Origin of the sequence: Kitasatospora sp. NPDC057936, assembly GCF_042887525.1 — a bacterium.
Classification (GTDB): Bacteria; Actinomycetota; Actinomycetes; order Streptomycetales; family Streptomycetaceae; genus Kitasatospora.
Map to the genome: position 1 here is coordinate 1 of NZ_JBHVPD010000104.1, position 26,470 is coordinate 26,470.

A 26,470-nucleotide genomic window follows, 5' to 3' on the forward strand; every position below is an offset into this window, starting at 1 on the left:
TTATACTCCACTGCTTTACCCCCTTTTTGTGCTTCAATCCTAACCACAGAACTCCATGGCCACCCGCCCTGCCCCCGCATACCGGCCCCCCCCCCCGGGGGGGGGGGGGCCCCCGCTTCCGGGAATCCGGACGGATCAGCCGGCGATGGCGGCCTTCAGCTGGTCCACGCGGTCGGTGCGCTCCCAGGTGAAGTCCGGCAGCTCACGGCCGAAGTGGCCGTACGCGGCGGTCTGCGAGTAGATCGGGCGCAGCAGGTCGAGGTCGCGGATGATCGCGGCGGGGCGCAGGTCGAAGACCTCGCTGACGGCCTTCTGGATGTCGAGGACCGGGACGGTCTCGGTGCCGAAGGTCTCGACGAACAGGCCGACCGGCTCGGCCTTGCCGATCGCGTAGGCGACCTGGACCTCGGCGCGGCGGGCGAGGCCGGCGGCGACGATGTTCTTGGCGACCCAGCGCATCGCGTACGCGGCCGAGCGGTCCACCTTGGACGGGTCCTTGCCCGAGAAGGCGCCGCCGCCGTGGCGGGCCATGCCGCCGTACGTGTCGATGATGATCTTGCGGCCGGTCAGGCCGGCGTCGCCCATCGGGCCGCCGATCTCGAAGCGGCCGGTCGGGTTGACCAGCAGCCGGTAGCCGTCGGTCACGAGCTTGATGCCCTGCTCGGCGAGCGCCTTGAGCTCCGGCTCCACGACGAACTCGCGGATGTCCGGGGTGAGCAGCGACTCCAGGTCGATGTCCGAGGCGTGCTGCGTGGAGACGACCACGGTGTCGAGCCGGACGGCCTTGTCGCCGTCGTACTCGATGGTGACCTGGGTCTTGCCGTCGGGGCGCAGGTACGGGATGGTCCCGTTCTTGCGGACCTCGGTCAGGCGGCGCGACAGGCGGTGCGCCAGGGTGATCGGCAGCGGCATGAGCTCGGGGGTCTCGTCCGACGCGTAGCCGAACATCAGGCCCTGGTCGCCGGCACCCTGCTTGTCGAGGTCATCCTCATCGCCCTCGACCCGAGCCTCGTACGCGGTGTCGACGCCCTGCGCGATGTCGGGCGACTGAGCACCGATGGACACCGACACGCCGCAGGAGGCGCCGTCGAAGCCCTTCTTGGAGCTGTCGTAACCGATCTCCAGGATCTTGTCCCGGACGAGCTGGGCGATCGGCGCGTACGCCTTCGTCGTCACCTCGCCGGCCACGTGCACCTGGCCGGTGGTGATGAGCGTCTCCACGGCGACCCGGGAGGTCGGGTCCTCCCGCAGGAGAGCGTCGAGGATGGTGTCGCTGATCTGGTCAGCGATCTTGTCGGGGTGTCCCTCGGTCACGGACTCCGAGGTGAACAGGCGGCGAGACACAGCGCTCCCTGGGGTTGCAGCGGCTGCTGACTGAAGGCCCCCGGCGGACCGGGGACATCCGGAAAGACTTGATTCCTGGAGTCTAACGGTCAGGTTCCGTCGAACGTCACCCGCTTCCGGAAAACGAGACCGTTATCAAGTGGCTCTCCGACCGGACTCAAGCGCCTTCTGTCCGGTTGCCGACCGTTTCCAGCCGTTCCACGACCAAGTCCCAGACCACGTCCGCGAGCACCTCCTTGGGACCCACCGGAACGGCCGTCTCACTGCCGTCGGAGCCCAGCACCACGGCCTCGTTGACGTCCGTCCCGAAGGCCTTGCCGTTGCCGACCTCGTTGACGACGAGCAGGTCGCAGCCCTTGCGGGCGAGCTTGGCGCGGCCGTACGCGAGCACGTCGTCGGTCTCCGCCGCGAAACCCACGACCAGTTGGCCCGAACGGGTCCGGTGGGCGGACAGCTCGGCCAGGACGTCCGGATTGCGGACCAGCGCGACCGGCGCCGGCTCGACCCCCTCGACCTTCTTGATCTTGCCGGTGACGTACTCGGCGGGCCGGAAGTCGGCCACCGCCGCGGCCATGACCACGGCGTCCGCGTCCTCCGCCGCCTTCAGTGCGGCCTCGCGCAGCTCCAGCGCGGTCGAGACGTGCACGACGTCCACCCCCGCCGGATCGGGCAGTTCCGCGTTGGCCGAGACCAGCGTCACCCGCGCCCCACGGGCCGCCGCCGTCACGGCCAGCGCGTAGCCCTGCTTGCCGGAGGAGCGGTTCCCGAGGTAGCGCACCGGGTCCAGCGGCTCCCGGGTGCCGCCGGCCGAGACCACCACGTGGCGCCCGACCAGGTCGGTCGGCACGGCGCCGCCGCGACGCAGCACGGCCCGGCAGGCCTCGAAGACCGCGGCCGGCTCGGGCAGCCGCCCCTTGCCGGTGTCCTTGCCGGTGAGCCGCCCGACGGCGGGCTCCAGCACGATGACGCCGCGGCGGCGCAGCGTGGCGACGTTCTCCCGGGTGGCCGGGTGCTCCCACATCTCGGTGTGCATGGCGGGCGCGATCACGACCGGACAGCGCGCGGTGAGCAGGGTGTTGGTGAGCAGGTCGTCGGCGAGGCCGTGGGCGGCCTTGGCGATCAGGTCCGCGGTGGCGGGGGCGACGACGACGAGGTCGGCCTGCTGGCCGATCCGCACGTGCGGCACCTCGTGGACGTTCTCCCAGGTCTCGGTGGCGGCCGGGCGGCCGGACAGGGCGGCCCAGGTGGCCTCGCCGACGAAGTGCAGCGCGGCGGCGGTGGGCACCACGGTGACCAGGTGGCCGGACTCGGTGAACCGGCGGAGCAGCTCACAGGCCTTGTAGGCCGCGATGCCGCCGCTGACGCCGAGGACGACGCGCGGGGCGTCCGCGCCGGTCCGGTCCGAAGTCGCGCTCATGATCCCGCTCTCCTCCACTCCAGGGACGTGCACACCCTACGGCCCCGCGACGATCACCCGCACCGTGGCCCCGTCCGCTCCACAACGCCGAAGGGCCCGGCGGAAACGATTCCGCCAGGCCCTTCCGGAGAGTTACGAGGTCGACCGGATCAGGCGCCCTCGACCGCCTCGGCGGTCAGCATGCCGGCGTTGATCTCGCGGAGCGCGATCGACAGCGGCTTCTCGTGCACGTGGGTGTCGACCAGCGGGCCGACGTACTCCAGCAGGCCCTCGCCGAGCTGGGAGTAGTACGCGTTGATCTGACGCGCCCGCTTGGCGGCGTAGATCACCAGGCTGTACTTGGAGTCGGTGGCCTCAAGCAGCTCGTCGATCGGCGGGTTGATGATGCCCTCGGGCGCGGTCATGGAAGAGGACACGCGAAAACCTTCCGAAAGGGTGGAAAAGACAGACAGGTCAGCCTACACCGAGCAAGGCTAGCAGTTCGGCCGCTACCTGCTCGACGGAGGTGTTGACAAGAGTCGTGTCGAACTCCGGCTCCGCCGCCAGCTCGACCTTGGCGGCCTCCAGCCGCTTCTCGATGACGTCCTGCGGCTCGGTGCCCCGGCCGGTCAGCCGGCGGACCAGCTCGTCCCAGCTCGGCGGAGCCAGGAACACCAGCTGGGCCTCCGGCATCGACTCGCGCACCTGGCGGGCGCCCTGCAGGTCGATCTCCAGCAGGACGGGCTCGCCGCGCTCCAGCTTCTCCTGCACCGCCGCGCGCGGGGTGCCGTAGCGGTTGCCGGCGAAGACGGCCCACTCCAGGAGCTCGCCGTTGGCGATCAGCTTGTCGAACTCGTCGTTGTCGACGAAGTGGTACTGGACCCCATTCTGCTCGCCGGGCCTCGGGTGGCGGGTCGTCGCCGACACCGAGAGCCAGACCTCGGGGTGCTGCTTCCTCATATGAGCGACGACCGTGCTCTTGCCGACCCCCGAAGGGCCGGAGAGCACGGTCAGCCGCGGACGCTCACTCATGCACCGATTATCCCGGATCGCGGACGATCCCGGGACCACGGGGGCACGGTCAGGCGGCACCGCCGCCGAACTCCCGCTCCAGGGAGGCGATCTGGTTCGTGCCGAGACCGCGGACACGACGGCTCTCGCTGATGCCGAGGCGCTCCATGATCTGCTTGGCCCGGACCTTGCCGACGCCCGGGAGCGACTCCAGCAGGGCCGAGACCTTCATCTTGCCGATGACGTCGTTGTCGGCCTTGCCGGCCTTGATCACCTCGTGCAGGGAGGCGCCGGAGTGCTTGAGCCGGTTCTTGACCTCGGCGCGCTCCCGGCGAGCCTCGGCGGCCTTGGCGAGCGCGGCGGTGCGCTGTTCAGGGGTAAGGGGCGGAAGAGCCACGCCGTTCACCTCAGGGTATGGAAGGAAGGGATTGAGCTATGACTGGTTTGGTTCTCCAGGACACCTCCGCAAGTGGAACCCCAGGGCCCTGACCTGCGGGAGCTACGAGAATCGCGGCTCTTCGATGACCTATCGCCGGACACTACCCGGATTGCGGCGCCGCGTCAGGAAAAGAACACGAAAAGTCCTGGTCAGCCAAGGCCGACCAGGACTTTCCGGGGCAAAATGACCGCGATTGCGAGACTTTGGCACCGCCGATGTGACGGCGCTCACGTCAAGCGGAGGCCCGGCGGAGCGGCACCGCCCGGTCCTGCGCACACTGCGCAGGGTCACCGGCCGGCTACCACCCGGCCCCCGGACGGCACTTCGCGCCGCGCTACTTCACGGCGTCCGCGTACTCCCCCACGAACCGCTCGGCCGCCTCGCGCAGCGCCGGCACCGACGGGCCGTGCTTGAGGACGTCCCGGCTGACGCTCGGCACGACGTTGCGCACCGAGGCGCCGAACACCCGCGGCAGGTCCGCCATCGTCGCGCCCTGGGCGCCGATGCCGGGGGCCAGCAGCGGGCCGTTGATCGCGAGGTCCACGCCCGCGTCGGCGAGCGTCGCGCCGACCACCGCGCCGAACGAGCCGAGCGGCTCGGCCCCGGCGTTCTCGGCCGCCAGCTGGCGCAGCACCGAGGCGGCGACCGGCTCGCCGCCGGCGCCGACGGCGCGCTGCACCTCGGCGCCCTCCGGGTTGGAGGTGAGCGCCAGCGCGAACGCCCCGCAGCCGTGCTCGCGCGCGAGGTCGAGCGCCGGGCGCAGCGAGCCGAAGCCGAGGTAGGGGCTGACGGTGAGGGCGTCGGAGAACAGCGGGCTGCCGGGCGCGAGGAAGGCCTCGGCGTAGGCGGCCATGGTGGAGCCGATGTCGCCGCGCTTGGCGTCCATCAGGACCAGCGCACCGGCCGCGCGGGCCTCCTCGACGGTCCTCTCCAGCACCGCGACGCCCTTGCTGCCGAAGCGCTCGAAGAAGGCGGCCTGCGGCTTGAGCACGGCGACCCGGTCGGCCAGCGCCTCGACGACGGTGCGGCTGAAGGTCTCCAGGCCGGCGACGTCGTCGCCGAGTCCCCAGGCGGCGAGCAGGGAGGCGTGCGGGTCGATGCCGACGCAGAGCTGGCCGCGGGTGTCCATGGCCTGGCGCAGCCGGGCGCCGAACGGGGCGAGGGTCATGTCGTCTCCGGGGTTTCCAGTGGCGGTACGGGGGGTCACGAGGGGCGCACGGCGCTGCCGACCGCCGCGGCCAGGTTGCGGAAGCCCGCCTCCCGGACGCGGGCGGACAGGCCCTTGTGGATGCGGCGGCACCAGAACGGGCCCTCGTAGATGAAGGCGCTGTAGCCCTGGACGAGGTCGGCGCCGTGGATGATCCGCTGCCAGGCGTCCTCGGCGCTCTCCACGCCGCCGACCGACACGAGCGTCAGCCGGCCGCCGGTGCGGGCGCGCAGCCGCTGGAGGACCTCCAGGGCGCGGGCCTTGAGCGGGGCGCCGGACAGGCCGCCCATGCCGATCTCCTCGACCCGCGCGGCGTCGGCCCGCAGGCCCTCACGGCCGATCGTGGTGTTGGTGGCGATGATGCCGTCCAGGCCCAGCTCCAGGGCGAGGTCGGCGACGGCGTCGACGTCCTCGTCGGCGAGGTCCGGGGCGATCTTCACCAGCAGCGGCACGTGGTGCGCGGTGGTGCGGTCGGCGGCCTCGCGGACGGCGGAGAGCAGCGGGCGCAGGTGGTCGACGGCCTGCAGGTTGCGCAGTCCGGGGGTGTTCGGCGAGCTGACGTTGACGACCAGGTAGTCGGCGTAACGGGCCAGCCGCTCGGTCGACTTGACGTAGTCGGCGACGGCGTCGGCCTCCTCGACGACCTTGGTCTTGCCGATGTTGACGCCGATCACCGGGGTGGAGCTGGTGTGCGGGCGGGCGGCGAGGCGGGCGGCGACCCGGGCCGAGCCCTGGTTGTTGAAGCCCATCCGGTTGATCAGCGCGCGGTCCTCGACCAGGCGGAACAGCCGCGGCGCCGGGTTGCCGGGCTGGGCCTCGCCGGTGATGGTGCCGATCTCGACGTAGTCGAAGCCGAGCATCGCGAGGCCGTCGATGCCGACGCCGTTCTTGTCGAAGCCGGCCGCGAGCCCGAACGGGCCGGGCAGGTCGAGGCCGAGGGCGCGGGTGCGCAGCGCCCGGTCCTGCGGGGCGAGCAGCAGCCGGACGAGGGTGCGCAGGCCCGGCACGGAGGAGGCGAGGCGGATCCAGAAGAAGGCGAGGTGGTGGGCCTTCTCCGGGCCCATCTTCTTGAAGACGAGGTCGAACAGAAGCTTGTACAAGGGGGTCAACTCCCGGAGCGAGCAGCGGTGTTCACAGCGCGGCAGGTCGAATCGCGGGCATGGAAGTGGGGGGCACCCGACTGGCTTCGGTGCCCCCCACTGCGGTGGTGCTACTTGCGGCCGGCGTTGATCAGCTCGGCGTGCTCCTGGAGCGACATCACCCCGACCTCGTCGCGCAGCAGCCGGTCGATGCCCTGGACGGCCGCGCCCATCGCCTGGACGGTGGTCAGGCAGGGCACGGCGCGGGCGACGGCCGCGGTGCGGATCTCGTAGCCGTCCAGGCGCCCGCCGGTGCCGTACGGCGTGTTGATGATGAGGTCGACCTCGCCGTCGTGGATCAGCTGGACGATGGTCTTCTCGCCGTTCGGGCCCTCGCCCTCGCTGTGCTTGCGCACCAGCGTGGACGGGATGCCGCCGCGCTGGAGCACCTCGGCGGTGCCGGCCGTGGCGAGCACCTCGAAGCCGAGGCTGACCAGGGCGCGCGCCGGGAAGACGAGGTTGCGCTTGTCGCGGTTGGCGACGGAGACGAAGACCTTGCCCTTGGTCGGCAGCGCGCCGTAGGCGCCGGCCTGGGCCTTGGCGTAGGCCGTGCCGAAGACCTTGTCGATGCCCATGACCTCACCGGTCGAGCGCATCTCCGGGCCGAGGACGGTGTCGACCCCGCGGCCGTGGACGTCGCGGAAGCGGCTCCACGGCATCACGGCCTCCTTGACCGCGATCGGCGCGTCGGCGGGCAGCGTGCCGCCGTCGCCCTCGGCCGGGAGCATGCCCTCGGCGCGCAGCTCGGCGATGGTGGCGCCGAGCGAGACCCGGGCGGCCGCCTTGGCCAGCGGCACCGCGGTGGCCTTGGAGGTGAACGGGACGGTCCGGGAGGCGCGCGGGTTGGCCTCCAGGACGTAGAGGATGTCGCCGGCCATCGCGAACTGGATGTTGATCAGGCCGCGGACGCCGACGCCGCGCGCGATGGCCTCGGTGGAGGTGCGCAGGCGCTTGATGTCGTAGCCGCCGAGGGTGATCGGGGGCAGCGCGCAGGCGGAGTCGCCGGAGTGGATGCCGGCCTCCTCGATGTGCTCCATGACGCCGCCGAGGTAGAGCTCGGTGCCGTCGTAGAGCGCGTCGACGTCGATCTCCACCGCGTCGTCGAGGAAGCGGTCGATGAGCACCGGGTGCTCGGAGATCAGGCCGGCGTGCCGCTCCAGGTAGGAGGCGAGGGAGGCCTCGTCGTAGACGATCTCCATGCCGCGGCCGCCGAGCACGTAGGACGGGCGGGCGAGCACCGGGTAGCCGATCTCGTCGGCGATCGCCTTGGCCTCCTCGAAGGAGAAGGCGGTGCCGTGCTTGGGCGCCGGCAGGCCGGCGTCGCGCAGGACGCGGCCGAAGGCGCCGCGCTCCTCGGCGAGGTCGATCGCCTCGGGCTGGGTGCCGACGATCGGCACGCCGTTGTCCTTGAGCGCCTGGGCGAGGCCGAGCGGGGTCTGGCCGCCGAGCTGGACGATGACGCCCGCGAGCGGACCGGCCTGCTGCTCGGCGTGGACGATCTCCAGGACGTCCTCCAGGGTGAGCGGCTCGAAGTAGAGCCGGTCGGAGGTGTCGTAGTCGGTGGAGACGGTCTCCGGGTTGCAGTTGACCATGACGGTCTCGTACCCGGCCTCGGCCAGCGCGAAGGAGGCGTGGACGCAGGAGTAGTCGAACTCGATGCCCTGGCCGATGCGGTTCGGGCCGGAGCCGAGGATGATCACCGCGGGCTTGGTGCGCGGGGCGACCTCGTTCTCCTCGTCGTAGGACGAGTAGAAGTACGGGGTCTTGGCGGCGAACTCGGCGGCGCAGGTGTCGACGGTCTTGAACACCGGGCGGATGCCGAGCGCGTGGCGCACCTCGCGGACGACGTCCGGCTTCAGGCCGCGGATCTCGCCGATCTGCTGGTCGGAGAAGCCGTGCCGCTTGGCGTGGCGCAGCAGGTCCGGGGTGAGCTCGGCGGCGTCGGCGAGCTCGCCGGCGATCTCGTCGAGCAGGAAGAGCTGGTCGACGAACCACGGGTCGATCTTGGTGGCCTCGAACACCTCCTCCGCGGTGGCGCCGGCCCGGATGGCGTCCATCACGGTGTTGATCCGGCCGTCGGTCGGCACGACCGCCTTGGCCAGCAGCGCGGCCTTCTCGCCCACGGGGCCGGTCCAGCTGAACTGGGAGCCCTTCTTCTCCAGCGAGCGCAGCGCCTTCTGCAGCGCCTCGGGGAAGTTGCGGCCGAGGGCCATGGCCTCGCCGACGGACTTCATGGTCGTGGTGAGGGTGGCGTCGGCGCTCGGGAACTTCTCGAACGCGAAGCGCGGCACCTTGACGACGACGTAGTCGAGGGTCGGCTCGAAGGAGGCCGGGGTCTCCTCGGTGATGTCGTTGGGGATCTCGTCGAGCGTGTAGCCGACGGCCAGCTTGGCGGCGATCTTGGCGATCGGGAAGCCGGTGGCCTTGGAGGCGAGCGCCGAGGAGCGGGACACGCGCGGGTTCATCTCGATGACGATGACCCGGCCGTCCTCGGGGTTGACCGCGAACTGGATGTTGCAGCCGCCGGTGTCGACGCCGACCTCGCGGATGACGGCGATGCCGATGTCGCGCAGGATCTGGTACTCGCGGTCGGTGAGCGTCATCGACGGGGCCACGGTGATCGAGTCACCGGTGTGCACGCCCATCGGGTCGAAGTTCTCGATGGAGCAGACGACCACGACGTTGTCGTTCTTGTCGCGCATCAGCTCCAGCTCGTACTCCTTCCAGCCGAGGATGGACTCCTCCAGGAGCACCTCGGTGGTCGGCGAGAGGGTCAGGCCCTGGCCGGCGATGCGGCGCAGGTCCTCCTCGTTGTGGGCGAAGCCGGAGCCGGCGCCGCCCATGGTGAAGGAGGGGCGCACGACGACGGGGTAGCCGCCGAGGGTGTCGACGCCGGCCAGCACCTCGTCCATGGTGTGGCAGATGACCGAGCGGGCGGACTCGCCGTGGCCGATCTTGGCGTTGACGGCCTCGACGACGCCCTTGAAGAGCTCGCGGTCCTCGCCCTTGTGGATCGACTCGACCTTGGCGCCGATCAGCTCGACGTTGTACTTGGCGAGCACGCCGTTGGCGTCCAGCGAGATCGCCGTGTTGAGCGCGGTCTGGCCGCCCAGGGTCGGCAGCAGCGCGTCGGGGCGCTCCTTGGCGATGATCTTCTCGACGAACTCCGGAGTGATCGGCTCGACGTAGGTGGCGTCGGCGATCTCCGGGTCGGTCATGATCGTGGCCGGGTTGGAGTTGACCAGCACGACCCGCAGGCCCTCGGCCTTGAGGACCCGGCAGGCCTGCGTGCCCGAGTAGTCGAACTCGGCGGCCTGGCCGATCACGATCGGGCCGGACCCGATCACCAGGACGGACTTGATGTCAGTGCGCTTAGGCACGCTGGCCCTCCATGAGCTTCACGAAGCGGTCGAACAGGTAGGCGGCGTCGTGCGGGCCGGCGGCCGCTTCGGGGTGGTACTGCACGCTGAAGGCGGGCACGTCGAGCGCCTGCAGGCCCTCGACCACGTCGTCGTTGAGGCAGACGTGGGAGACCTCGACCCGCCCGTAGGGGGTGTCGCTCACCTTGTCCAGCGGCGCGTTCACGGCGAAGCCGTGGTTGTGGGCGGTCACCTCGACCTTGCCGGTGGTGCGGTCCTGCACCGGCTGGTTGATGCCGCGGTGGCCGTACTTGAGCTTGTAGGTGCCGAAGCCGAGGGCGCGGCCCAGGATCTGGTTGCCGAAGCAGATCCCGAAGAACGGGGTCTTCCGCTCCAGCACGCCCTGCGCCACGGCGACCTGCTGGTCGGCGGTGGCCGGGTCGCCCGGGCCGTTGGAGAAGAAGACGCCGTCCGGGTTGACGGCGTAGACGTCCTCCAGGGAGGCGTTGGCCGGCAGCACGTGGACCTCGATGCCGCGCTCGGCCATCCGCTGCGGGGTCATCGCCTTGATGCCGAGGTCCAGCGCGGCGACGGTGAACCTCTTCTCACCGATGGCCGGGACGATGTACGGCTCGGTGGTGGCCACCTCGGCGCACAGGTCGGCGCCCTTCATCTCGGGTGACTGCTGCACCCGGGCGAGCAGGGCGGCCGGGTCGGCGAGCGCCGGGCCGGAGAAGATGCCGCAGCGCATGGCGCCGCGGTCGCGCAGGTGCCGGGTGAGCGCGCGGGTGTCGATGCCGCTGATGCCGACGACGCCCTGGCGGACGAGCTCGTCGTCCAGCGAGCGGCGCGAGCGCCAGTTGGAGGCGACCCGGGCGGGGTCGCGCACGACGTACCCGGCGACCCAGATCCGCTTGGACTCGTCGTCCTCGTCGTTCCAGCCGGTGTTGCCGATCTGCGGGGCCGTCATCACGACCACCTGGCGGTGGTACGACGGGTCGGTGAGGGTCTCCTGGTAGCCGGACATGCCGGTGTTGAAGACCGCCTCGCCGAAGGTCTCGCCGACGGCGCCGTAGGCCTGGCCGCGGAAGGTCCGGCCGTCCTCCAGGACGAGCACGGCCGGGACGCGTTCCCGCCGTTGGCGCTGCGTGGTGGGGGCAGGTGCGGTCATTGCGCGGCCTCTTCCGTCTTCGTCTTCGTACGTGTTGCGAGGTGAGCGACCGCCTCGACCCAGGCGGCGTGCTCGTCGGGGTGGTCGGCCCGGAAGCCGGAGTCCAGCTCGGTGCCCTCGTGCGTCCAGGTGACGACGAGGATCCCGGCCGGGACGACCTTGCCGGCGATTCCGGAGTCCGTGCGGGCACCGGTCAGGTGCCCGGCCGGGATCCAGAGGTCGACGTCGCCGGGGCGGCGCACCAGCAGGCCGTCCTCGCCGAGGATGAGGTCGGCGCGGCTGCGGTTGCCCAGGCCGTGCGCGACGACCCGGTCGAGCCAGTTCCCGGCGGTGGTGGTGCCGTGGTACCGGCCGCTGGTCTCCAGGATGGTCCGGCCGGCGCCGGCCGGCACGGCGGGCAGCGGCGGGATGCCGGACTGCAGCGTGCGCCGCCAGTTCCAGCCCTGGCGCATCAGCCAGTAGACGAGCCCGATCACGATCAGCAGGCCGACGGCCCAGCCGATGTACCCGGGCCAGTCGTGGACCTTGGCCTGTTCCTGGGCCAGCGGGGTGAACGGGGCGAGCGGGGCGGGCGTGCGGTGGAAACTCACGCGTCGACGCCCTGCTCGACGAGCTCCCCGGCCAGGACGGTGGCCCGGCCGCGCAGGAAGGTGGCGTGCACCCGTCCGGGCAGGTCGAGGCCCTTGTAGGGGGTGTTGCGGCTGCGGGTGGCGAAGCTGTCCGGGTTCACGGCACCACGGTACGCGGGATCGAACAGCACCAGGTTGGCCGGCTCACCGACCGAGACGGGCCGGCCGTGCCCGGCGAGACGGCCGATCCGGGCCGGGCGGTGCGACATGCGGTCGGCGACGCCCGCCCAGTTCAGCAGGCCGGTGTCGACCATGGTCTGCTGCACGACCGACAGCGCGGTCTCCAGGCCGACCATGCCCATCGCGGCGACGGCCCACTCGCAGTCCTTGTCCTCGGCCGGGTGCGGCGCGTGGTCGGTGGCGACGGCGTCGATGGTGCCGTCGGCCAGCGCCTTGCGCAGCGCCTGGACGTCCGCGGCGGTGCGCAGCGGCGGGTTCACCTTGTAGACCGGGTCGTACGAGCGGACCAGCTCGTCGGTGAGCAGCAGGTGGTGCGGGGTGACCTCGGCGGTGACGTCCCAGCCCTTGGCCTTGGCCCAGCGGATGATCTCGACCGAGCCGGCCGTGGAGACGTGGCAGACGTGCAGCCGGGAGCCGACGTGCGCGGCGAGCAGCACGTCGCGGGCGATGATCGACTCCTCGGCGACGGCCGGCCAGCCGCCGAGCCCGAGCTCGCCGGAGACCTGGCCCTCGTTCATCTGCGCGCCCTCGGTGAGCCGCGGCTCCTGGGCGTGCTGGGCGACGACGCCGTCGAAGGCCTTGACGTACTCCAGCGCGCGGCGCATCAGCACGGCGTCGTCGACGCACTTGCCGTCGTCGGAGAAGACCCGGACGCCGGCGGCGGACTCGTGCATGGCGCCGAGCTCGGCGAGCTTCTTGCCCTCCAGGCCGACGGTGACGGCGCCGACCGGCTGCACGTCGCAGTAGCCGGCCTCCTGGCCGAGCCGCCAGACCTGCTCGACGACGCCGGCGGTGTCGGCCACCGGGGTGGTGTTGGCCATCGCGTGCACGGCGGTGAAGCCGCCCATCGCGGCGGCCTGGGTGCCGGTGAGGACGGTCTCGGCGTCCTCGCGGCCGGGCTCGCGCAGGTGGGTGTGCAGGTCGACCAGGCCGGGCAGCACGATCAGGCCGGTGGCGTCGATCTCGATGTCGGCCTCGACGGCCAGGCCGGTGCCGATCGCCTTGATCACGCCGTCGGCGAGGTGGAGGTCCTGCGGGGCGCCGCCGGCGATCTGGGCGTTGCGGATCAGGTAGGTGGTCACTTGGCGGTCTCCACGGATTCGGTGCGGGCGGCGTCGTTCGGGCCGTCGGCGAAGACGGCCCCGCCGAGGAGCAGGTACAGCACGGCCATGCGGACCGACACGCCGTTGGCGACCTGCTCGACCGCGGTGCAGCGCGGCGAGTCGGCGACCTCGGCGGTGATCTCCATGCCGCGGACCATCGGGCCGGGGTGCATGACGATCGCGTGCTCGGGCAGCTGGGTCATCCGCGGGCCGTTCATGCCGTAGCGGCGGCTGTACTCCCGCTCGGTCGGGAAGAACGCGGCGTTCATCCGCTCGCGCTGCACCCGGAGCATCATCAGCGCGTCCGTCTTGGGGAGCACGCTCTCCAGGTCGTAGCTGATCTCGCAGGGCCAGTTCTCGATGCCGATGGGCAGCAGCGTCGGCGGGGCGACGAAGGTGACCTGGGCGCCGAGGGTGGTCAGCAGGTGGACGTTGGAGCGGGCGACCCGGCTGTGCAGGACGTCGCCGACGATCGTCACCCGGCGCCCTGCGAGGTCCTTGCCACTGCCCGGGTTGAGGTGGCGGCGCATGGTGAAGGCGTCGAGCAGCGCCTGGGTGGGGTGCTCGTGGGTGCCGTCACCGGCGTTGATGACACTGCCGTGCAGCCAGTCGGACTGCGCCAGGCGGGCCGGCGCGCCGGAGGCGTGGTGGCGGATGACGACCGCGTCGGCACCCATGGCCTGCAGGGTCAGCGCGGTGTCCTTGAGGCTCTCGCCCTTGGAGACGGACGAGCCCTTGGCGGAGAAGTTGATGACGTCCGCCGAGAGGCGCTTCTCGGCGACCTCGAAGGAGGTCTTGGTGCGGGTCGAGTCCTCGAAGAAGAGGTTGACGACGGTCCGGCCGCGCAGCGTGGGCAGCTTCTTCACGGCCCGCCCGGAGAGCTGGGCCAGCTCCTCGGCGGTGTCCAGGATCAGCAGCGCGTCGTCGCGGGTGAGATCGGCGGCGGAGACGAGGTGGCGCATCACGCGGGCTACTCCGGAAGGTGCGGTTCGGTCAGGGCCTGCGACGAGCGCTGGTTGTGGTCGCGGTCGCCGACCAGAACGGCGTCCACGCCGTCGGTGTCGGCCAGGCGCACCTGCACGGCCTCGCGCAGCGAGGTGGGCAGGTTCTTGCCCACGTAGTCGGCGCGGATCGGCAGCTCGCGGTGGCCCCGGTCGACCAGGACGGCCAGCTGGACGGCGCGCGGGCGGCCGATGTCGCCGAGCGCGTCGAGCGCGGCGCGGATGGTGCGGCCGGAGAACAGCACGTCGTCGACGAGGATCACGAGCTTGCCGTCGATGCCGCCGGCCGGGATCTCGGTGTGCTCCAGGGCGCGGGCGGGCTTGAGCCGCAGGTCGTCCCGGTACATCGTGATGTCCAGGGTGCCGAGCGGGATCTCGCGGCCGGTGATCTGGGCCAGCCGGTCGCGCAGGCGGCGGGCGAGGTGGACGCCGCGGGTGTGGATGCCGAGCAGCACGACGTCCTCCGCGCCCTTGGCGCGCTCGACGATCTCGTGCGCTATCCGGGTGACGACCCGGGCGATGTCCGCGCCGTCCAGCACCTGGTGCGGTGCTCGGGGTGACGGATCCTGGTGTGTGGTCATGCCGAAGCGGACCTCCTTCCCCGCCTCACTGGACGGGCCTTAAAGGATGTCTGGGATGGCCCCCGCCGACCGGGCGCGGGCTTCGGCAATCCTATCAGCGCGCAAGCGGGCAAACGGACCTGCACCATTCCGCTTCACCGGGTTAACGCGCCCGACGCACCCCGGACGCAGGCCATTCGCACGACTGCCCCATTCGGCTTGACGCAACACCTTACTCTACGTAACCTCACAGTGAGTTACGAGACGGACGTCGAACCCACCGGTAACGGCGTCGGCAATCGCCCGTGACCCACCACTGAACGCGAAGCAATCTCGTCCGGGGAGATCAATGTCCAGCGACTACGCGAAGCAGCTCGGAGGCAAACTCCGAGCGATCCGCACTCAGCAGGGTCTCTCCCTGCACGGTGTCGAGGAGAAGTCCCAGGGGCGCTGGAAGGCAGTCGTCGTCGGTTCGTACGAGCGCGGCGACCGTGCGGTCACCGTGCAGCGGCTGGCCGAGCTGGCGGAGTTCTACGGCGTCCCGGTCCAGGAGCTGCTGCCCGGCGGCACCCCGGGCGGCGCGGCCGAGCCGCCGCCGCGCCTGGTGCTCGACCTGGAGAGACTGACCCAGGTCCCGTCCGAGAAGGCCGGCCCGCTGCAGCGCTACGCGGCGACCATCCAGAGCCAGCGCGGCGACTACAACGGCAAGGTGCTGTCGATCCGCCAGGACGACCTGCGCACCCTGGCCGTCATCTACGACCAGTCGCCGTCGATCCTCACCGAGCAGCTGATCTCGTGGGGCGTGCTCAACCCCGACGCGCGCCGCGCGGTGCGCGAGGAGGAGGCGAGCTGACGCTCCCCGCACCGGCTCCCGCCAGCGGAAACGAGGCTCGTCCCGCCCTTTCGGGCAAGCAGAAACGTCACGGCGCGGCACCCCGGAACCCGGGGGCCGCGCCGTGGTGTTTCCAGCAGCGGTGGTTCCAGCAGCCGGGGCCGGCGCTTCTCCCGTGCCTTCCCGGTGCCTTCCCCTGTGTCTCCCCGGCGCCTCGGCAGTGCCTCAGCAGACCGTGCCCAGGCTGTACCCGGGCTGCGCGGCCACCCCGTCCAGCCGCACCGGCCGGGCCGCCGGGGCCCAGTCCGGCCCGCCGCTCGACCAGGCCCACGCGGCCGGCCGGTACTCCCCGCAGGCCGCCGCCGACCCCTGCGAGCCGTGCAGCACGGCCACGCCCGGCAGCTCCAGGGCCAGCCCGGCGCACAGCACCGCGCAGACCAGCTCCAGGTCCTCGTCGTTGATCCGCACGACGCCGTCCTCCCACTGGAGGACGCGCGCCGCGGCGCTCAGCCTCCCGCCCGGCGCGTCCACCCGCACTCGCAGCTCGTACACCCCGGCGCCCGCGCCGACCAGCATCCGGCGCAGCACCTCGGAGCCGCGCTGGTGGGCGGTGCGCACCCAGCGGCCGTGGTCCTCGTCCGCCTCGCCGGTGGCGCCGTAGAGCCCGCCGTCGAGGATCAGGTCGGCGTGGCGGAGCGTCAGTCCGTTCTCCCGGGCGCGGACCAGGCGCGGCACGAAGTCCCCGGCGAGCTCCTCGCCCTGGTAGGCGAGCAGTTGGGTCTGCAGCGCGGGGTTGAGCAGGTAGCGGTCGCGGGCGGCCGGCTCGGCCGGGTCCAGCCCGTGCAGGACGCAGAACTCGGCGAAGTCCTGCGGGTGGAACATCCGCGCCCGGACGGTGTCGAAGCGCCGCAGCGCCTCGGCGAGCAGGTCGGCCGTGTCGGCCAGGTAGCGCTCGTAGTCGGGGGCGTCGGTCACCCGCCAGGCGCGGGCCCGTTCGAAGTCCGCGGCGCTGGTCAGCACACCGATGACGAAGGCCTGGTCGGCCCCCTCCCCGTCGCTCCGCCGGTGCGGGGCACGGGCGTTCGGGCGGAAGCCGCCGGCGGTGCAGTCGGAGATGCGGCGAGCGCGGCCTTTTCGACTCATGCTCCCACCTCGCTGCGCTCGGCAGGGGCATTCGCCCACACGCGCCTCCCAATGGCTCGCTCGCTACGCTCGCTCACGTGTGGCTCCCGGCTCAGTAGGGTCACGGTCGGCGGCGGGGGCCGCCGCTGACCGTGTTACTCCCCAGTCCCGAGCGCCGCACACGTACGGCGTGTCACAGGAATGTAACCACCGGTAATGCGCCGGTTCTCGCGTCGTCGGGCCTCACGCCGGGCGCGGCACCCGGGCGAGCTGGCGGGACTGCGCGACCAGACGGCCGGCCTCGTCCCAGACCTCGGCGTCCTCCTCGAAGTAGCCGCCGGCCAGGTTGCGGGTGGTGTGGGTGACCCGCAGCCAGCCGGGCACCGGCCTGGCCCGCAGGTGGACGGTCAGCTCGACGGTCGGCGCCCAGCCCGGCATCCCCAGGTCGAAGGTGACCGGCGGCAGCGCGTCGGCGACCAGCAGGAGCAGCAGCGGGTCGGGCTCGCGGCCGTCGGCGAGCCGGAACCAGCCCTGGATCCGCCCGGTGCCGGACGGCTGTCCGAGCGCCCAGCCGATCGTGGCCGGGTCGAGCCGCAGGTCGAAGCGCTCCAGCAGGGCGGCCTGGGCGATGAGTTCCTTGGGCGCGTGTTCGACGCCGACACACTGGTCCGGCGGCGGCAGCTGCGGCGGCTGCGCGCTGGTGCGCACCTCGCCGACGGCCGTCGAGAGGTCCCCGTGGCTGGCGACGACGCGCAGCCGTTCGACGCCGTCCTGGCTGAGCGAGGCGGTGCCGGTGGACAGGCCGCGGCCGGAGCGCAGCACCTCGGTGCGGACGGTGGCCGGGCCCGGCACCGAGGCGGACAGGTAGTAACCGCTGATCGACACCGGGTCGGGGTGGTCGCCGTGCTCCAGCGACAGCGCGTGTCCGGCGACGGCGAGCAGCAGCCCGCCGTTGACGCCGCCGCCGATCTGCCAGCCCGCGCCGAGCTCGCCGTCGTAACGGCCGGGCTCCTCGGGGTGTCTGCTCAGCGCGATGCCCTGGTCGAACTCGCTGCGGATCGCCGTGGTCATGGGGGTGGCCTGCCCTTCACTGCGGACGTGCGTGGGGATACCTGGGGATCTCTCATGGTGCGACCGATAAGTTACCGGCCAGTAGGATCCCAACATACGCCACCCGGGTGAAACGCGCGACGGCCGCCGGACCCTCGTGCGGGTCCGGCGGCCGTTCGCGGGGCGGGGCCCGTCCGTGCCTAGCGGCGGATGCTCGGCTTCAGCTCCAGGAAGCGGGCGAGCAGGCCGTTGACGAAGGACGGGGAGTCGTCCGTGGAGAACTCCTTGGCGATCTCCACGGCCTCGTCCAGGACGACGGCGTCCGGGACGCCGTCCTCCCAGATCAGCTCGTAGGCGCCGAGCCGCAGGACGTTGCGGTCCACGATCGGCATCCGGTCGAGCGTCCAGCCCACCGAGTACTGGGAGATCAGGTCGTCGATCCGGCGCGCGTGCCGGACGTAACCCTCGATCAGCTCCATCGTGTACTCGGCGACCTGGGGGGTGCCCTCGTCGGGCTTGGGCTCGCGGGCGCGGGCCACCCAGTCGGCGAGGACCTGCTGCGGGTCGACCCCGCGGTGGTCGGCCTCGAAGAGGATCTGGAAGGCCCGGGTGCGGGCCTTGCTGCGTGCGGCCGACACGGACTTACTTCACCCGGCCGAGGTAGCTGCCGTCGCGGGTGTCGACCTTGACCTTCTCGCCGGTGACGACGAAGAGCGGGACCTGGATCTCGGCACCGGTCTCCAGGGTGGCCGGCTTGGTGCCACCGGTGGAGCGGTCGCCCTGGACGCCCGGCTCGGTGTGCGCGATGAGCAGCTCGACGGAGGTCGGGAGCTCGATGTAGAGCACCGCGCCCTCGTTGGTCGCGACGAGGGCCTCGAAGCCCTCCAGCAGGTAGTTGGCGGCGTCACCGACGACGGCCGGCTCGATGGTGAGCTGGTCGTAGGTGTCCATGTCCATGAACACGAAGTTCTCGCCGTCCTTGTACGAGAACTGCATGCCGCGCTTGTCGACGTTGGCGGTCTCGACCTTGGTGCCGGCGTTGAAGGTCTTGTCGACGACCTTGCCCGTCAGGACCTCCTTGAGCTTCGTACGCACGAAGGCCGGGCCCTTGCCGGGCTTGACGTGCTGGAACTCGACGACGGACCAGAGCTTGCCGCCCTCCAGCTTGAGGACCATGCCGTTCTTGAGATCGTTCGTGGAAGCCACGGGCGCACTTACTCCTGGATATAGCTGTCAAGGAACCAAGGGTCGCGTCCTGCCACCGGCGGCCCGGGGCCGCCGTCACAGGGCGAGGAGCTCCTTGGTGGTGATGGTGAGCAGCTCGGGCCCGCCCTCTTCGAGGGGGCGCACGACGAGCGTGTCCTCGATCCGGACCCCGCCCTTGCCCGGGATGTGTACCCCCGGACCGACGGTGACCGGTACGCGGCTGTCCAGTTTACCCATGTCCGCCGGACCGAGGCGCGGCGCCTCCCGCATCTCCAGCCCGATGCCGTGGCCCACCGGGTGCGGGGAGGCCTCGGAGTGGCCGGCCGCGTCCAGGATCTGCCGCGCCGCCCGGTCGGGTACGCACTGCTCCACGCCGGGTCCGAGCGCCTCCCGCCCGGCCCGCTGCGCCCGGAACACCAGCCGGTGGAGCTCCACCTGCCAGGGCGCGGGGGCGGCGCCGATCACGAAGGTCCGGGCGGTCGACACGCCGTACCCGCGGTACTGGGCACCGAGCACCACGGTCAGGAAGTCGCCCTCCTCGACCCGGCGGTCGGTCGGCTGGTGGGCGGGCTGGCCGGAGTGGCTGCCGGTGCCGACCGAGACCGGGAAGGCCGCCCGGTCGGCACCGTGGTCGATCATCCGGCGCTCCAGCTCCATCGCCAGGTGCCGCTCGGTGCGGCCGACCAGGATCGACTCCAGCAGCTCGCCGAGCGCCTGGTCGGCGATCTCGGCGGCGATCCGCAGGTCGGCGATCTCGTGCTCGTCCTTGATCACCCGCAGCCGTTCGACGACCTGCCCCAGCTCGGCCAGCCGGACCCCCTCGGCCAGGCTCGCCACCGCGCGGTGGCGCAGGACGGTGAGGTCGTGCTCCTCCACCGCCATGGCGTGCACCCGCAGCCGGGAGGCCTCGGCCGCGGCCGCCAGCGCGGTGTCCGCCCCGGCCGGCACCGGGACCTGGGTGACGTCGGCGGCGATCAGGTGCTCCCCGGTGTCGTCCGGCGGCAGGTCGTCCGGCAGCGTCAGCAGCACCCGTTCCCTGGTGAGCAGCAAGGTCGCGCCGCAGGGGGCGCAGCCGGTCAGGTACCGCACGTTGGCCGGCCGGGTGATCAGCGCCGCATCGGCCCCGGCCGCACTGCAGTGCTCCCGCAGCCGCTCCCGCCGACCCGCGTACGCATCAGACATGCGTCGAGCCTACGAAGCCCGCCCCCGATCCGCCCGCCGAGAACCCCCGACGGGGGCGCGACCTTTACCTACCCGCGCCCCCGGCGGCGCCGTCACCCCCCTTCCGGATCGATGAGCCCCCTCCGGTAGGCGGGCACGAGGTGCTGCGGGACGAGCAGTTCCCGCCCGTTCACCGTGATCGGGACGAGTTTCGGCGCGCTCGCCTTCCACTGGGCCCGGCGGTGCCGCGTGTTGCTGCGGGACGTCTTGCGCTTGGGTACGGCCATCGGGGTCTCCTATCGGGTGGTGTACGGGAGCAGGGCCATCTCGCGGGCGTTCTTGATCGCCCGGGCCATCGCCCGCTGCTGCCGGACGGTCAGCCGGCTGACCCGGCGGCTGCGGATCTTGCCGCGATCGGAGACGAACTTCCGCAGGAGATCGGTGTCCTTGTAGTCGATGTACTCGATACCGGCTGTGACCAGCGGGTTGGGCTTGGGCCTCGGCGGGTTGAGTCGTTTACGCACAGTGATGATCCTCAGGCGACGGGGTCGAGCAGGTCGTGGAAGGCGTCGGGCAGCGCCTTCCAGCCGGATTCGCCGGCGGCGAGTTCGGCGTCGGTGAGCAGGCAGGAGTCGAGGAGGTGGGTGATCCCGTCCGTGTCCAGGCCCTCGGCCGTGAAGCTGAGCTGCTGCACGCGGTCACCGTGGGCCGGGTGCCAGTCGAGGGCGGCGGCGGCCCGGCGCGCGGGCGGGTAGAGGTCCCAGGCCGCGTCGGGCAGCGCGGAGAGCCACGGCCCGCACTCCTCGACCGCGAGGTTCGCCCCGGCCGCGTCCCACGCGAGCTCCCTCCTTGCCCGCCAGCGGGCAGGAGGGGCCCATGGTCGGGCCGGTTGGCCAGCCAGAAGCGGCCGCGGCTGCGCTGGGCCGCCGGGACGAGCAGTTCGAGCGCCTCGTGCAGCCGCTGCGGGTGCAGCGGCCTGCGGCGCTCCCACACCATCGTGGTGACCCCGCCCTCGTCGTGCTCCTGCGGCAGCAGCGCCAGCGCCGGGTTGACCCGGTCGCGGGCGGCCGCGACGTCGAAGCCGCCGAGTGCGGCCCGGGTGAGCGCACCGGTGGCGAGCCGCACGACGCGGGCGGTGGGGTGGAGCTGGCGGAGCATCGCGAGCCCCGGCGTGTGCGCGGTCGCGCGCGGGACGGCGAGGGTGGTCGCGTACTCGATCTGGTGGGCGAGGGCCTCCGCGCGGGTGCGGGGGTCCTCCGGTGCGGTGTGCTCGCCGTGCTCCACGAGGTCGTCGGAGACGGAGAGTTCGCTCGTGAGCCGGTCGGGGTCGACGGCGGCGACGACGCCCGCGAGCTCGACGGCCTCCGCCAGGGGCCGGCCGTCGACCTCGCCGCCGGCGATGACCTCGACGGCCGGGTGCGGATCGCTGCCGCCCCACAGTTCGACCACCGCGAGCCCGTGCCGTCCTTCGTCCGCGATGCGCAGCAGCCGGGGCAGCAGGTCCTCCCGCAGGGCGCAGCACGGGCAGTCGTTGAGCAGCGGTACGTCGGCCGGGTCGAACTCGCCGCCCGCGTCGCGCAGTCGGCGGTGGACGACGCCGCGGGAGGCGTCCCGCAGGTCGTGGTGGAGGACCACGGCGTCGACCGCGCCGCGCGCCAACTCCTCGACGGCACTGCGGCGGTGGTCGGCGTGCAGCCCGGCGACGACCACGACGGGCAGCCTGGTCCCGTCCGCGCCGCTCACCAGCTGGCCTTGCGGACGCCGGGCAGGTGGCCCGCGTGGGCGAGAGTGCGCAGATTGATCCGGGAGAGGCCGAAGGCGCCGACGTAACCGCGCGGGCGGCCGTCGACGGCGTCGCGGTTGCGGATCCGGGTGGCGCTGGCGTCGCGCGGCTGGCGGGCGAGTTCGGCCTGGGCGGCGGCGCGCTCGGCGGGGGCGGTGCCGGGGTGGGCGATGGTCCTCTTGAGCTCGGCGCGGCGCCCCGCGTAGCGGGCGACGGTCTCGCGCCGCCGTTCGTTCTTGGCGATCTTGCTCTGCTTCGCCATCAGACCTTCTCCCCCCGGGCCCGGATCCGGGCGACGGCGGCCTCGACCCCGATCGCGTCGATCGTGCGGATCCCCTTGGCGCTGAGCGTGAGCCGGACGTACCGGCCCTCGCCCGGCAGCCAGTAGCGCTTGCGCTGGATGTTGGGGTCGAAGCGCCGCGGGGTGCGGCGGTGCGAGTGCGAGATCGCGTTGCCGAAGCCCGGCCGGCGGCCGGTGAGCTGGCAGTGGGCGGACATGGGGGCTCCCAAAACGGTCCGGGAATGGGCGGGACGGAGGTCACGTTACCCCAGATGAAAATGACATCCATTTCGGTGTACGGTTCCAACCCGGCCCCGAACCGCCGCACCACCCGACCCCTCCGGAGGACCTCATGGCCCGCAGCGAACTGCGCCCCGTCATCAAGCTCCGCTCCACCGCCGGCACCGGCTACACGTACGTGACCCGCAAGAACCGCCGGAACGACCCGGACCGGATGGTGCTGCGCAAGTACGACCCGGTCGCGCGCGAGCACGTCGACTTCCGCGAAGAGCGCTGACCGAAGAGCGCCGGAACGAAGAACGTCGAAACGAAGAACGTCGAACGAAGAGCGCTGATCCCCCGCCGAGGAGGCACCCCCATGAAGCCCGGAATCCACCCCGCCTACCGGCCCGTCGTCTTCCGCGACAAGGTCGGCGGCCTCTCCTTCCTCACCCGCTCGACGGTCACCAGCGACCGCACGGTCGAGTGGGAGGACGGCAACACCTATCCCGTCATCGACGTCGAGATCTCCTCGGCGAGCCACCCCTTCTACACCGGCCAGTCCCGCGTGCTCGACACCGCGGGCCGCGTCGAGCGCTTCCGCCAGCGCTACGGCGACCGGCACAGCTGACCCGGCGCAGCCGGCCCGGAACGCGCGCGACGGCGCCTCCCCACCGTGGGGAGGCGCCGTCGCGGCAGGCGTGCGGCAGGCGTGCGGCAGGCGTGCGGCAGCCGTGCTCAGGAGCGTTCGGCGCCCCAGCGCTTCTCGACCCCGGCCAGCTTCCAGTACGCGATCGCCGCGGCCCAGACGACGACGAACAGCCCGGCGATCGCGTAGCCGACGTTGTCGAGCGAGATGTCCGCGATCCAGCCGGTGACCGGATCGGTCAGGTCCAGCTTCTCGTGCAGCACGCCGACCAGCTCGATCGTGCCGATGATGAACGCCACCGCGATCGACAGACCGGTGATCGTCAGGTTGTAGTACACCTTGCGCACCGGGTTGGAGAACGCCCACTGGTACGCGAAGTTCATGAACGTCCCGTCCAGCGTGTCGAACAGGCTCATCCCCGCCGCGAACAGCAGCGGCAGGCAGACGATCGCGTACCAGGGCAGCCCGGCGGCCGCGCCCGAACCGGCCATCACCATCAGGGTCACCTCGGTCGCGGTGTCGAAGCCGAGGCCGAGCACCATGCCCACCGGGAACATCTGGCCGGGCCGGGTGATCGAGCGGGTCGCCCGGTTCAGCACCCGGGCCATGAAGCCGCGCGAGTTCAGGTGCTGCTCCAGCTCGGCCTCGTCGTACTGCCCCGCGCGCATCGCCCGGAACACCTTCAGGATGCCGAGCAGCGCCGCCAGGTTGAGCGCGCCGATCAGGTAGAGGAACGCGCCTGAGGCCGTCGTGCCGACCATGCCGAGCCACTGGTGGGTCGTCGACTCGTCGTCCATCAGCGTGTTCGCCAGCTGCGCGCCGCCCGCGACCAGGGCGGCCATGACGACCACCATCGACGAGTGCCCGAGGGCGAACCAGAAGCCCACCGAGACCGGCCGCTTGCCGTCGGCCATCAGCTTGCGGGTGGTGTTGTCGATCACCGCGATGTGGTCGGCGTCGAACGCGTGCCGCATGCCGAGCGTGTACGCCGTGATGCCGAGGCCCACCCCGAAGACCTGGGTGCCGACGGCGTAGTTGTGCGGCGCCACCAGGAAGACGAGGGTCCCGAACGCCACGACGTGCATGGCCAGGATCACCCCCATCAGCCCGGCGGTGCGGACGGTGTCCTCTCTCCTCCACCGGAAGGTGGGCAGCACGGCGGGCGCGGCCTCGGGGGCGGCGGTTTCGGGCAGGGTCATCTTCGGATCACGCTCCAGCACCTCGTGGAAAGACGTTCGTGAGATGCCGTGGCCGGTCTCCTGGCTGACGGGGCTCCCGTACCCGCCTTCCCAGGCGCGCGAAGCGCCCAGTGGCGTCTGGGTACGGGCGGACTCCCCCGATCACAGTGGCGAGGGCCGCTCCGGACTGGGACCCCTGAGGGTCCGTCACCGGTCTTCCCGAGCACCACGGCGGGGAACACCGTAGGGGTCCCGGGCCGACCCTTGCAAGGCTGCGCACCTACGCAGGTGTCCAGGATCACAGGTCGTGAGCTGCCAGAATGTCCGCATGCATCTCGTACCGGCCGACCGCGCGGGCCACCGCACCATCGACGGACACCGGGTCTGTGAGGCCATCGCCGCGATCGGCGACGCCGCGCACGTCCGCTCGTGGTCCGAGCGGTTCTCCCTGCTCGCCGACCCCGGGCGGCTCGCGATCCTGCTCGCCCTGCACCGCGCCGGACCGCTCGCCGTCACCGACCTCGCCGTCGCCACCGGCATGCGCGACCCGGCCGTCTCACAGGCCCTGCGGCTGCTGCGGACGGCCGGCGTGGTCACCGGGGACAAGGACGGACGCGTCGTGCGCTACCGGCTCGTCGACGAGAGCATGCGCCCCCTCCTCGACGAGTGCGCCGCGGCCGACCACGAGGAGCCCGCCGCCGCGGCGGGCTGACCTCCCGGGCCTGAATCACCGCGGGGAGCCGACCCGATGAGTACGATCATGGCGTGCCGACCCACCCCCACGCCTGGCCCGCCGACCGCTGGAACACCCGGCCGGTCAGGGCGCGCGTGCTGGCGGTCGCCCGCACCCTCACCTCCGCCACCCGGGTCCTCGACGTCCTCACCCTCCTGAACCGCGACGGCATCGAGCGCTACGCCACCGTCAACCCCGGCTCCGCCTTCGCCGACGGCCTCGACGACTACCTGCGCGGCCTGCCCGGCATCACCCTGCTGGACTGGGAGGACGCCGTCCGGCACCGCTTCGACCTGGCCGTCGCCTGCGCCGTCCACTCCTCGATGCACCGCCTCGACGCCCGGCTCGTCGTCCTCCCGCACGGCGCCGGCTACAACCGCCTGGTGACCGAGTCCACCGGCGACACCGTCAGCGCAGCCGGCCTCTCCCGCAACGAACTCACCCACCACGGCCGGGTCTTCGTCGACGTCCTCGGCCTCTCCCACCCGGAACAGCTCGACCGGCTGCGGGTCTCCTGCCCCGAGGCACTGGACGTCGCCCAGGTCGTCGGCGACCCGTGCTTCGACCGCATGCTCCGCAGCCTGCGCCTGCGCGACTCCTACCGGGCCGCCCTCGGCGCCGTCGACGGCCGGCGGCTCGTCGTCGTCAACTCCACCTGGAGCGAGCACTCGTTATTCGGCCGCCGCCCCGACCTGCCCCGGCGCCTCGTCCGCCGGCTCCCCGCCGACGAGTACGCGGTCGCCGTCGTCCTCCACCCCAACATCTGGAACCGGCACGACCCCGAGGCCCTGCTCGACGACGCCCGGCGGATGGGCCTGCGCCTCGTCCCGCCCCACCAGGGCTGGCAGGCCGCCCTCGTCGCCGCCGACTGCCTGATCGGCGACCATGGCTCGGTGTCCGTCTACGGCGCCGCCCTGGAACGCCCCACCCTGCTCGTCGCCACCGGCGCCGCCGAACTCGACCCGCACTCCCCCAGCCACGCCTTCGGCCAGGCCGCCCCGGCACTCGACCCGGACGGCGACCTCGCCGCTCAGCTCGAACAGGCCCTGCAGAAGCAGGACCCGGCCGCCCTGCGCCCGATCACCGACCGCTCCCTCGCCCGCCGCGGCCGCTCCGCCGAGGTGCTGCGCCCACTGCTCTACTCCTTCCTGGACGGACTGGACGAACCGGACGACGAACCGCTCCTGCCGCCCTACCCCAAGCCGGTCCCCCGCCCCGGCACCCCCGAAGGCCCGACGGCCTACGACGTCGAGGCCGCGAGCGAGGGCACCGAGGTCAGCCTGCGGCGCTACCCCTTCGACCCCGGCGACCACAGCCCGCGCGGCTTCCACGCCCTCACCGACGAACACCCGGGCGACGCCCTGCGCTACACCGCCGAGGTCCTCGCCCGGACCGAGACGCGCGCCGAAGTCCCCGCCGGACGCTGGCTCGCCGACACCGCCGCCGCGCTCCCCGGCCTCGCCGTCGCGGTGGCCGCCCTCGGCCCGGCCCGCCACCTCGTCCGGCTGCGCACCGGCCTGCTGCTGGAAGCCCGCGCCGAACGGACCTGGGGCAGCGCCGAACCCCGCCTCGACCCGCTGCTCCTCGGCTCCGCCGTGGCGCACTGGCTCACCGCCGGCGGCGACCCGGCCGGCCTCCCCGAGCACGGACTCACCATCCGCACCGGCGAACACCGCACCCGGGTCGCGTTCACCACCGGGCCGTAAGAGGACGTCCTA

28 protein-coding genes, 1 pseudogene and 1 riboswitch are annotated in these 26,470 nt (G+C 72.1%); of the genes and pseudogenes, 5 read left to right on the forward strand and 24 right to left on the reverse strand.

What is annotated here, in order from left to right; translation table 11 throughout:
* Nucleotides 1-135: 135 nt before the first annotated feature.
* The 13 genes from metK to pyrR all read right to left on the reverse strand — a co-directional run bounded on the left by metK (nt 136) and on the right by pyrR (nt 14,560).
* Nucleotides 136-1,344, reverse strand: a complete 1,209-nt coding sequence (metK, locus tag ACFVU9_RS37605) for a methionine adenosyltransferase (RefSeq protein WP_380446313.1) — start codon at nt 1,342-1,344, stop codon at nt 136-138.
* Nucleotides 1,345-1,501: 157 nt separating this feature from the next.
* On the reverse strand, nt 1,502-2,761 hold the full coding sequence (coaBC, locus tag ACFVU9_RS37610; RefSeq protein WP_387601388.1) for a bifunctional phosphopantothenoylcysteine decarboxylase/phosphopantothenate--cysteine ligase CoaBC: 1,260 nt from the start codon (nt 2,759-2,761) through the stop codon (nt 1,502-1,504).
* A gap of 149 nt (nt 2,762-2,910) precedes the next feature.
* On the reverse strand, nt 2,911-3,177 hold the full coding sequence (rpoZ, locus tag ACFVU9_RS37615) for a DNA-directed RNA polymerase subunit omega (protein ID WP_359967357.1): 267 nt from the start codon (nt 3,175-3,177) through the stop codon (nt 2,911-2,913).
* A 37-nt stretch (nt 3,178-3,214) separates the two neighbouring features.
* Nucleotides 3,215-3,772: a guanylate kinase gene (gene gmk / locus ACFVU9_RS37620; protein ID WP_380446311.1), complete on the reverse strand. Its 558-nt coding sequence runs from the start codon at nt 3,770-3,772 to the stop codon at nt 3,215-3,217.
* 49 nt (nt 3,773-3,821) lie between these two features.
* Nucleotides 3,822-4,148, reverse strand: a complete 327-nt coding sequence (gene mihF, locus ACFVU9_RS37625; RefSeq protein ID WP_030056187.1) for an integration host factor, actinobacterial type — start codon at nt 4,146-4,148, stop codon at nt 3,822-3,824.
* Between the two features lie 376 nt (nt 4,149-4,524).
* Complete coding sequence (gene pyrF, locus ACFVU9_RS37630; RefSeq protein ID WP_380446310.1) at nt 4,525-5,358, reverse strand: orotidine-5'-phosphate decarboxylase; 834 nt, start codon at nt 5,356-5,358, stop codon at nt 4,525-4,527.
* 35 nt (nt 5,359-5,393) lie between these two features.
* Nucleotides 5,394-6,497, reverse strand: coding sequence for a quinone-dependent dihydroorotate dehydrogenase (locus ACFVU9_RS37635; protein WP_387601392.1), 1,104 nt, complete (start codon nt 6,495-6,497; stop codon nt 5,394-5,396).
* 110 nt (nt 6,498-6,607) lie between these two features.
* A complete protein-coding gene (carB, locus tag ACFVU9_RS37640) occupies nt 6,608-9,916 on the reverse strand; it encodes a carbamoyl-phosphate synthase large subunit (protein ID WP_387601395.1) in 3,309 nt (1,102 codons plus the stop codon).
* Entirely contained in the window at nt 9,909-11,066 is a 1,158-nt protein-coding gene (gene carA, locus ACFVU9_RS37645) for a glutamine-hydrolyzing carbamoyl-phosphate synthase small subunit (protein WP_387601398.1), read from the reverse strand. Before carA ends, carB begins: the two co-directional genes overlap by 8 nt.
* Nucleotides 11,063-11,656, reverse strand: coding sequence for a hypothetical protein (locus ACFVU9_RS37650; RefSeq protein WP_380498448.1), 594 nt, complete (start codon nt 11,654-11,656; stop codon nt 11,063-11,065). The genes carA and ACFVU9_RS37650 overlap by 4 nt, the downstream gene beginning before the upstream one ends.
* A complete protein-coding gene (locus tag ACFVU9_RS37655; protein WP_380446305.1) occupies nt 11,653-12,957 on the reverse strand; it encodes a dihydroorotase in 1,305 nt (434 codons plus the stop codon). The genes ACFVU9_RS37650 and ACFVU9_RS37655 overlap by 4 nt, the downstream gene beginning before the upstream one ends.
* On the reverse strand, nt 12,954-13,943 hold the full coding sequence (locus ACFVU9_RS37660) for an aspartate carbamoyltransferase catalytic subunit (RefSeq protein WP_380446304.1): 990 nt from the start codon (nt 13,941-13,943) through the stop codon (nt 12,954-12,956). The genes ACFVU9_RS37655 and ACFVU9_RS37660 overlap by 4 nt, the downstream gene beginning before the upstream one ends.
* Before the next feature lie 5 nt (nt 13,944-13,948).
* Nucleotides 13,949-14,560, reverse strand: coding sequence for a bifunctional pyr operon transcriptional regulator/uracil phosphoribosyltransferase PyrR (pyrR, locus tag ACFVU9_RS37665; protein ID WP_380498450.1), 612 nt, complete (start codon nt 14,558-14,560; stop codon nt 13,949-13,951).
* Between the two features lie 328 nt (nt 14,561-14,888).
* On the opposite strand from pyrR, the gene ACFVU9_RS37670 reads away from it, so the two are divergent.
* Nucleotides 14,889-15,392: a transcriptional regulator gene (locus ACFVU9_RS37670; protein ID WP_031072501.1), complete on the forward strand. Its 504-nt coding sequence runs from the start codon at nt 14,889-14,891 to the stop codon at nt 15,390-15,392.
* Nucleotides 15,393-15,596: 204 nt separating this feature from the next.
* On the opposite strand, the gene ACFVU9_RS37675 is transcribed toward ACFVU9_RS37670, so the two are convergent.
* The 10 genes and pseudogenes from ACFVU9_RS37675 to rpmB all read right to left on the reverse strand — a co-directional run bounded on the left by ACFVU9_RS37675 (nt 15,597) and on the right by rpmB (nt 22,191).
* The gene (locus tag ACFVU9_RS37675; RefSeq protein WP_380446302.1) at nt 15,597-16,514 is read right to left on the reverse strand and encodes a hypothetical protein; all 918 of its coding nucleotides are present in this window, start codon (nt 16,512-16,514) and stop codon (nt 15,597-15,599) included.
* Nucleotides 16,515-16,736: 222 nt separating this feature from the next.
* Complete coding sequence (locus ACFVU9_RS37680; RefSeq protein ID WP_380446301.1) at nt 16,737-17,564, reverse strand: thioesterase family protein; 828 nt, start codon at nt 17,562-17,564, stop codon at nt 16,737-16,739.
* A 179-nt stretch (nt 17,565-17,743) separates the two neighbouring features.
* Nucleotides 17,744-18,181 (reverse strand): transcription antitermination factor NusB, encoded by a 438-nt coding sequence (gene nusB, locus ACFVU9_RS37685; protein ID WP_380446300.1) that lies wholly within the window; start codon nt 18,179-18,181, stop codon nt 17,744-17,746.
* Nucleotides 18,182-18,185: 4 nt separating this feature from the next.
* Nucleotides 18,186-18,749 carry an elongation factor P gene (gene efp / locus ACFVU9_RS37690; protein WP_380446299.1) on the reverse strand — a complete coding sequence of 188 codons (564 nt, stop codon included), beginning with the start codon at nt 18,747-18,749 and terminating at the stop codon, nt 18,186-18,188.
* Nucleotides 18,750-18,824: 75 nt separating this feature from the next.
* Nucleotides 18,825-19,931 carry a M24 family metallopeptidase gene (locus ACFVU9_RS37695; RefSeq protein ID WP_380446298.1) on the reverse strand — a complete coding sequence of 369 codons (1,107 nt, stop codon included), beginning with the start codon at nt 19,929-19,931 and terminating at the stop codon, nt 18,825-18,827.
* 92 nt (nt 19,932-20,023) lie between these two features.
* A complete protein-coding gene (rpmF, locus tag ACFVU9_RS37700) occupies nt 20,024-20,197 on the reverse strand; it encodes a 50S ribosomal protein L32 (RefSeq protein ID WP_380446297.1) in 174 nt (57 codons plus the stop codon).
* Nucleotides 20,198-20,206: 9 nt separating this feature from the next.
* A complete protein-coding gene (gene rpsR, locus ACFVU9_RS37705) occupies nt 20,207-20,440 on the reverse strand; it encodes a 30S ribosomal protein S18 (RefSeq protein ID WP_380446315.1) in 234 nt (77 codons plus the stop codon).
* Nucleotides 20,441-20,445: 5 nt separating this feature from the next.
* A pseudogene (locus ACFVU9_RS37710) lies at nt 20,446-21,653 on the reverse strand (CobW family GTP-binding protein).
* Nucleotides 21,650-21,955: a 30S ribosomal protein S14 gene (rpsN, locus tag ACFVU9_RS37715; RefSeq protein WP_380446296.1), complete on the reverse strand. Its 306-nt coding sequence runs from the start codon at nt 21,953-21,955 to the stop codon at nt 21,650-21,652. Before rpsN ends, ACFVU9_RS37710 begins: the two are co-directional and overlap by 4 nt.
* Nucleotides 21,955-22,191 (reverse strand): 50S ribosomal protein L28, encoded by a 237-nt coding sequence (rpmB, locus tag ACFVU9_RS37720; protein WP_380446295.1) that lies wholly within the window; start codon nt 22,189-22,191, stop codon nt 21,955-21,957. Before rpmB ends, rpsN begins: the two co-directional genes overlap by 1 nt.
* 134 nt (nt 22,192-22,325) lie before the next feature.
* On the opposite strand from rpmB, the gene rpmG reads away from it, so the two are divergent.
* Entirely contained in the window at nt 22,326-22,490 is a 165-nt protein-coding gene (gene rpmG / locus ACFVU9_RS37725) for a 50S ribosomal protein L33 (RefSeq protein WP_363648209.1), read from the forward strand.
* 81 nt (nt 22,491-22,571) lie between these two features.
* Nucleotides 22,572-22,823, forward strand: a complete 252-nt coding sequence (locus ACFVU9_RS37730) for a type B 50S ribosomal protein L31 (RefSeq protein WP_380446294.1) — start codon at nt 22,572-22,574, stop codon at nt 22,821-22,823.
* Nucleotides 22,824-22,930: 107 nt separating this feature from the next.
* Here the strand turns inward: ACFVU9_RS37730 and ACFVU9_RS37735 are convergent, their stop codons facing one another.
* On the reverse strand, nt 22,931-24,040 hold the full coding sequence (locus tag ACFVU9_RS37735; RefSeq protein ID WP_380446293.1) for a HoxN/HupN/NixA family nickel/cobalt transporter: 1,110 nt from the start codon (nt 24,038-24,040) through the stop codon (nt 22,931-22,933).
* Between the two features lie 32 nt (nt 24,041-24,072).
* A riboswitch (cobalamin riboswitch) is annotated at nt 24,073-24,265 on the reverse strand.
* Nucleotides 24,266-24,347: 82 nt separating this feature from the next.
* On the opposite strand from ACFVU9_RS37735, the gene ACFVU9_RS37740 reads away from it, so the two are divergent.
* Both ACFVU9_RS37740 and ACFVU9_RS37745 read left to right on the forward strand, forming a co-directional pair.
* A complete protein-coding gene (locus ACFVU9_RS37740; RefSeq protein ID WP_380446292.1) occupies nt 24,348-24,731 on the forward strand; it encodes an ArsR/SmtB family transcription factor in 384 nt (127 codons plus the stop codon).
* Nucleotides 24,732-24,784: 53 nt separating this feature from the next.
* Nucleotides 24,785-26,458, forward strand: coding sequence for a hypothetical protein (locus ACFVU9_RS37745; protein WP_387601410.1), 1,674 nt, complete (start codon nt 24,785-24,787; stop codon nt 26,456-26,458).
* Nucleotides 26,459-26,470: the final 12 nt, after the last annotated feature.

Excerpts from the sequence above, each read along its gene's own strand:
- coaBC (WP_387601388.1), bottom strand. The coding sequence starts at position 2,761 with ATGAGCGCGACTTCGGACCGGACCGGCGCGGACGCCCCGCGCGTCGTC.
- gmk (WP_380446311.1), bottom strand. The coding sequence starts at position 3,772 with ATGAGTGAGCGTCCGCGGCTGACCGTGCTCTCCGGCCCTTCGGGGGTC.
- pyrF (WP_380446310.1), bottom strand. The coding sequence starts at position 5,358 with ATGACCCTCGCCCCGTTCGGCGCCCGGCTGCGCCAGGCCATGGACACC.
- carA (WP_387601398.1), bottom strand. The coding sequence starts at position 11,066 with ATGACCGCACCTGCCCCCACCACGCAGCGCCAACGGCGGGAACGCGTC.
- pyrR (WP_380498450.1), bottom strand. The coding sequence starts at position 14,560 with ATGACCACACACCAGGATCCGTCACCCCGAGCACCGCACCAGGTGCTG.
- ACFVU9_RS37670 (WP_031072501.1), top strand. The coding sequence starts at position 14,889 with ATGTCCAGCGACTACGCGAAGCAGCTCGGAGGCAAACTCCGAGCGATC.
- ACFVU9_RS37675 (WP_380446302.1), bottom strand. The coding sequence starts at position 16,514 with ATGAGTCGAAAAGGCCGCGCTCGCCGCATCTCCGACTGCACCGCCGGC.
- ACFVU9_RS37680 (WP_380446301.1), bottom strand. The coding sequence starts at position 17,564 with ATGACCACGGCGATCCGCAGCGAGTTCGACCAGGGCATCGCGCTGAGC.
- ACFVU9_RS37695 (WP_380446298.1), bottom strand. The coding sequence starts at position 19,931 with ATGTCTGATGCGTACGCGGGTCGGCGGGAGCGGCTGCGGGAGCACTGC.
- rpmF (WP_380446297.1), bottom strand. The coding sequence starts at position 20,197 with ATGGCCGTACCCAAGCGCAAGACGTCCCGCAGCAACACGCGGCACCGC.
- rpsN (WP_380446296.1), bottom strand. The coding sequence starts at position 21,955 with ATGGCGAAGCAGAGCAAGATCGCCAAGAACGAACGGCGGCGCGAGACC.
- rpmB (WP_380446295.1), bottom strand. The coding sequence starts at position 22,191 with ATGTCCGCCCACTGCCAGCTCACCGGCCGCCGGCCGGGCTTCGGCAAC.
- rpmG (WP_363648209.1), top strand. The coding sequence starts at position 22,326 with ATGGCCCGCAGCGAACTGCGCCCCGTCATCAAGCTCCGCTCCACCGCC.
- ACFVU9_RS37730 (WP_380446294.1), top strand. The coding sequence starts at position 22,572 with ATGAAGCCCGGAATCCACCCCGCCTACCGGCCCGTCGTCTTCCGCGAC.
- ACFVU9_RS37735 (WP_380446293.1), bottom strand. The coding sequence starts at position 24,040 with ATGACCCTGCCCGAAACCGCCGCCCCCGAGGCCGCGCCCGCCGTGCTG.
- ACFVU9_RS37740 (WP_380446292.1), top strand. The coding sequence starts at position 24,348 with ATGCATCTCGTACCGGCCGACCGCGCGGGCCACCGCACCATCGACGGA.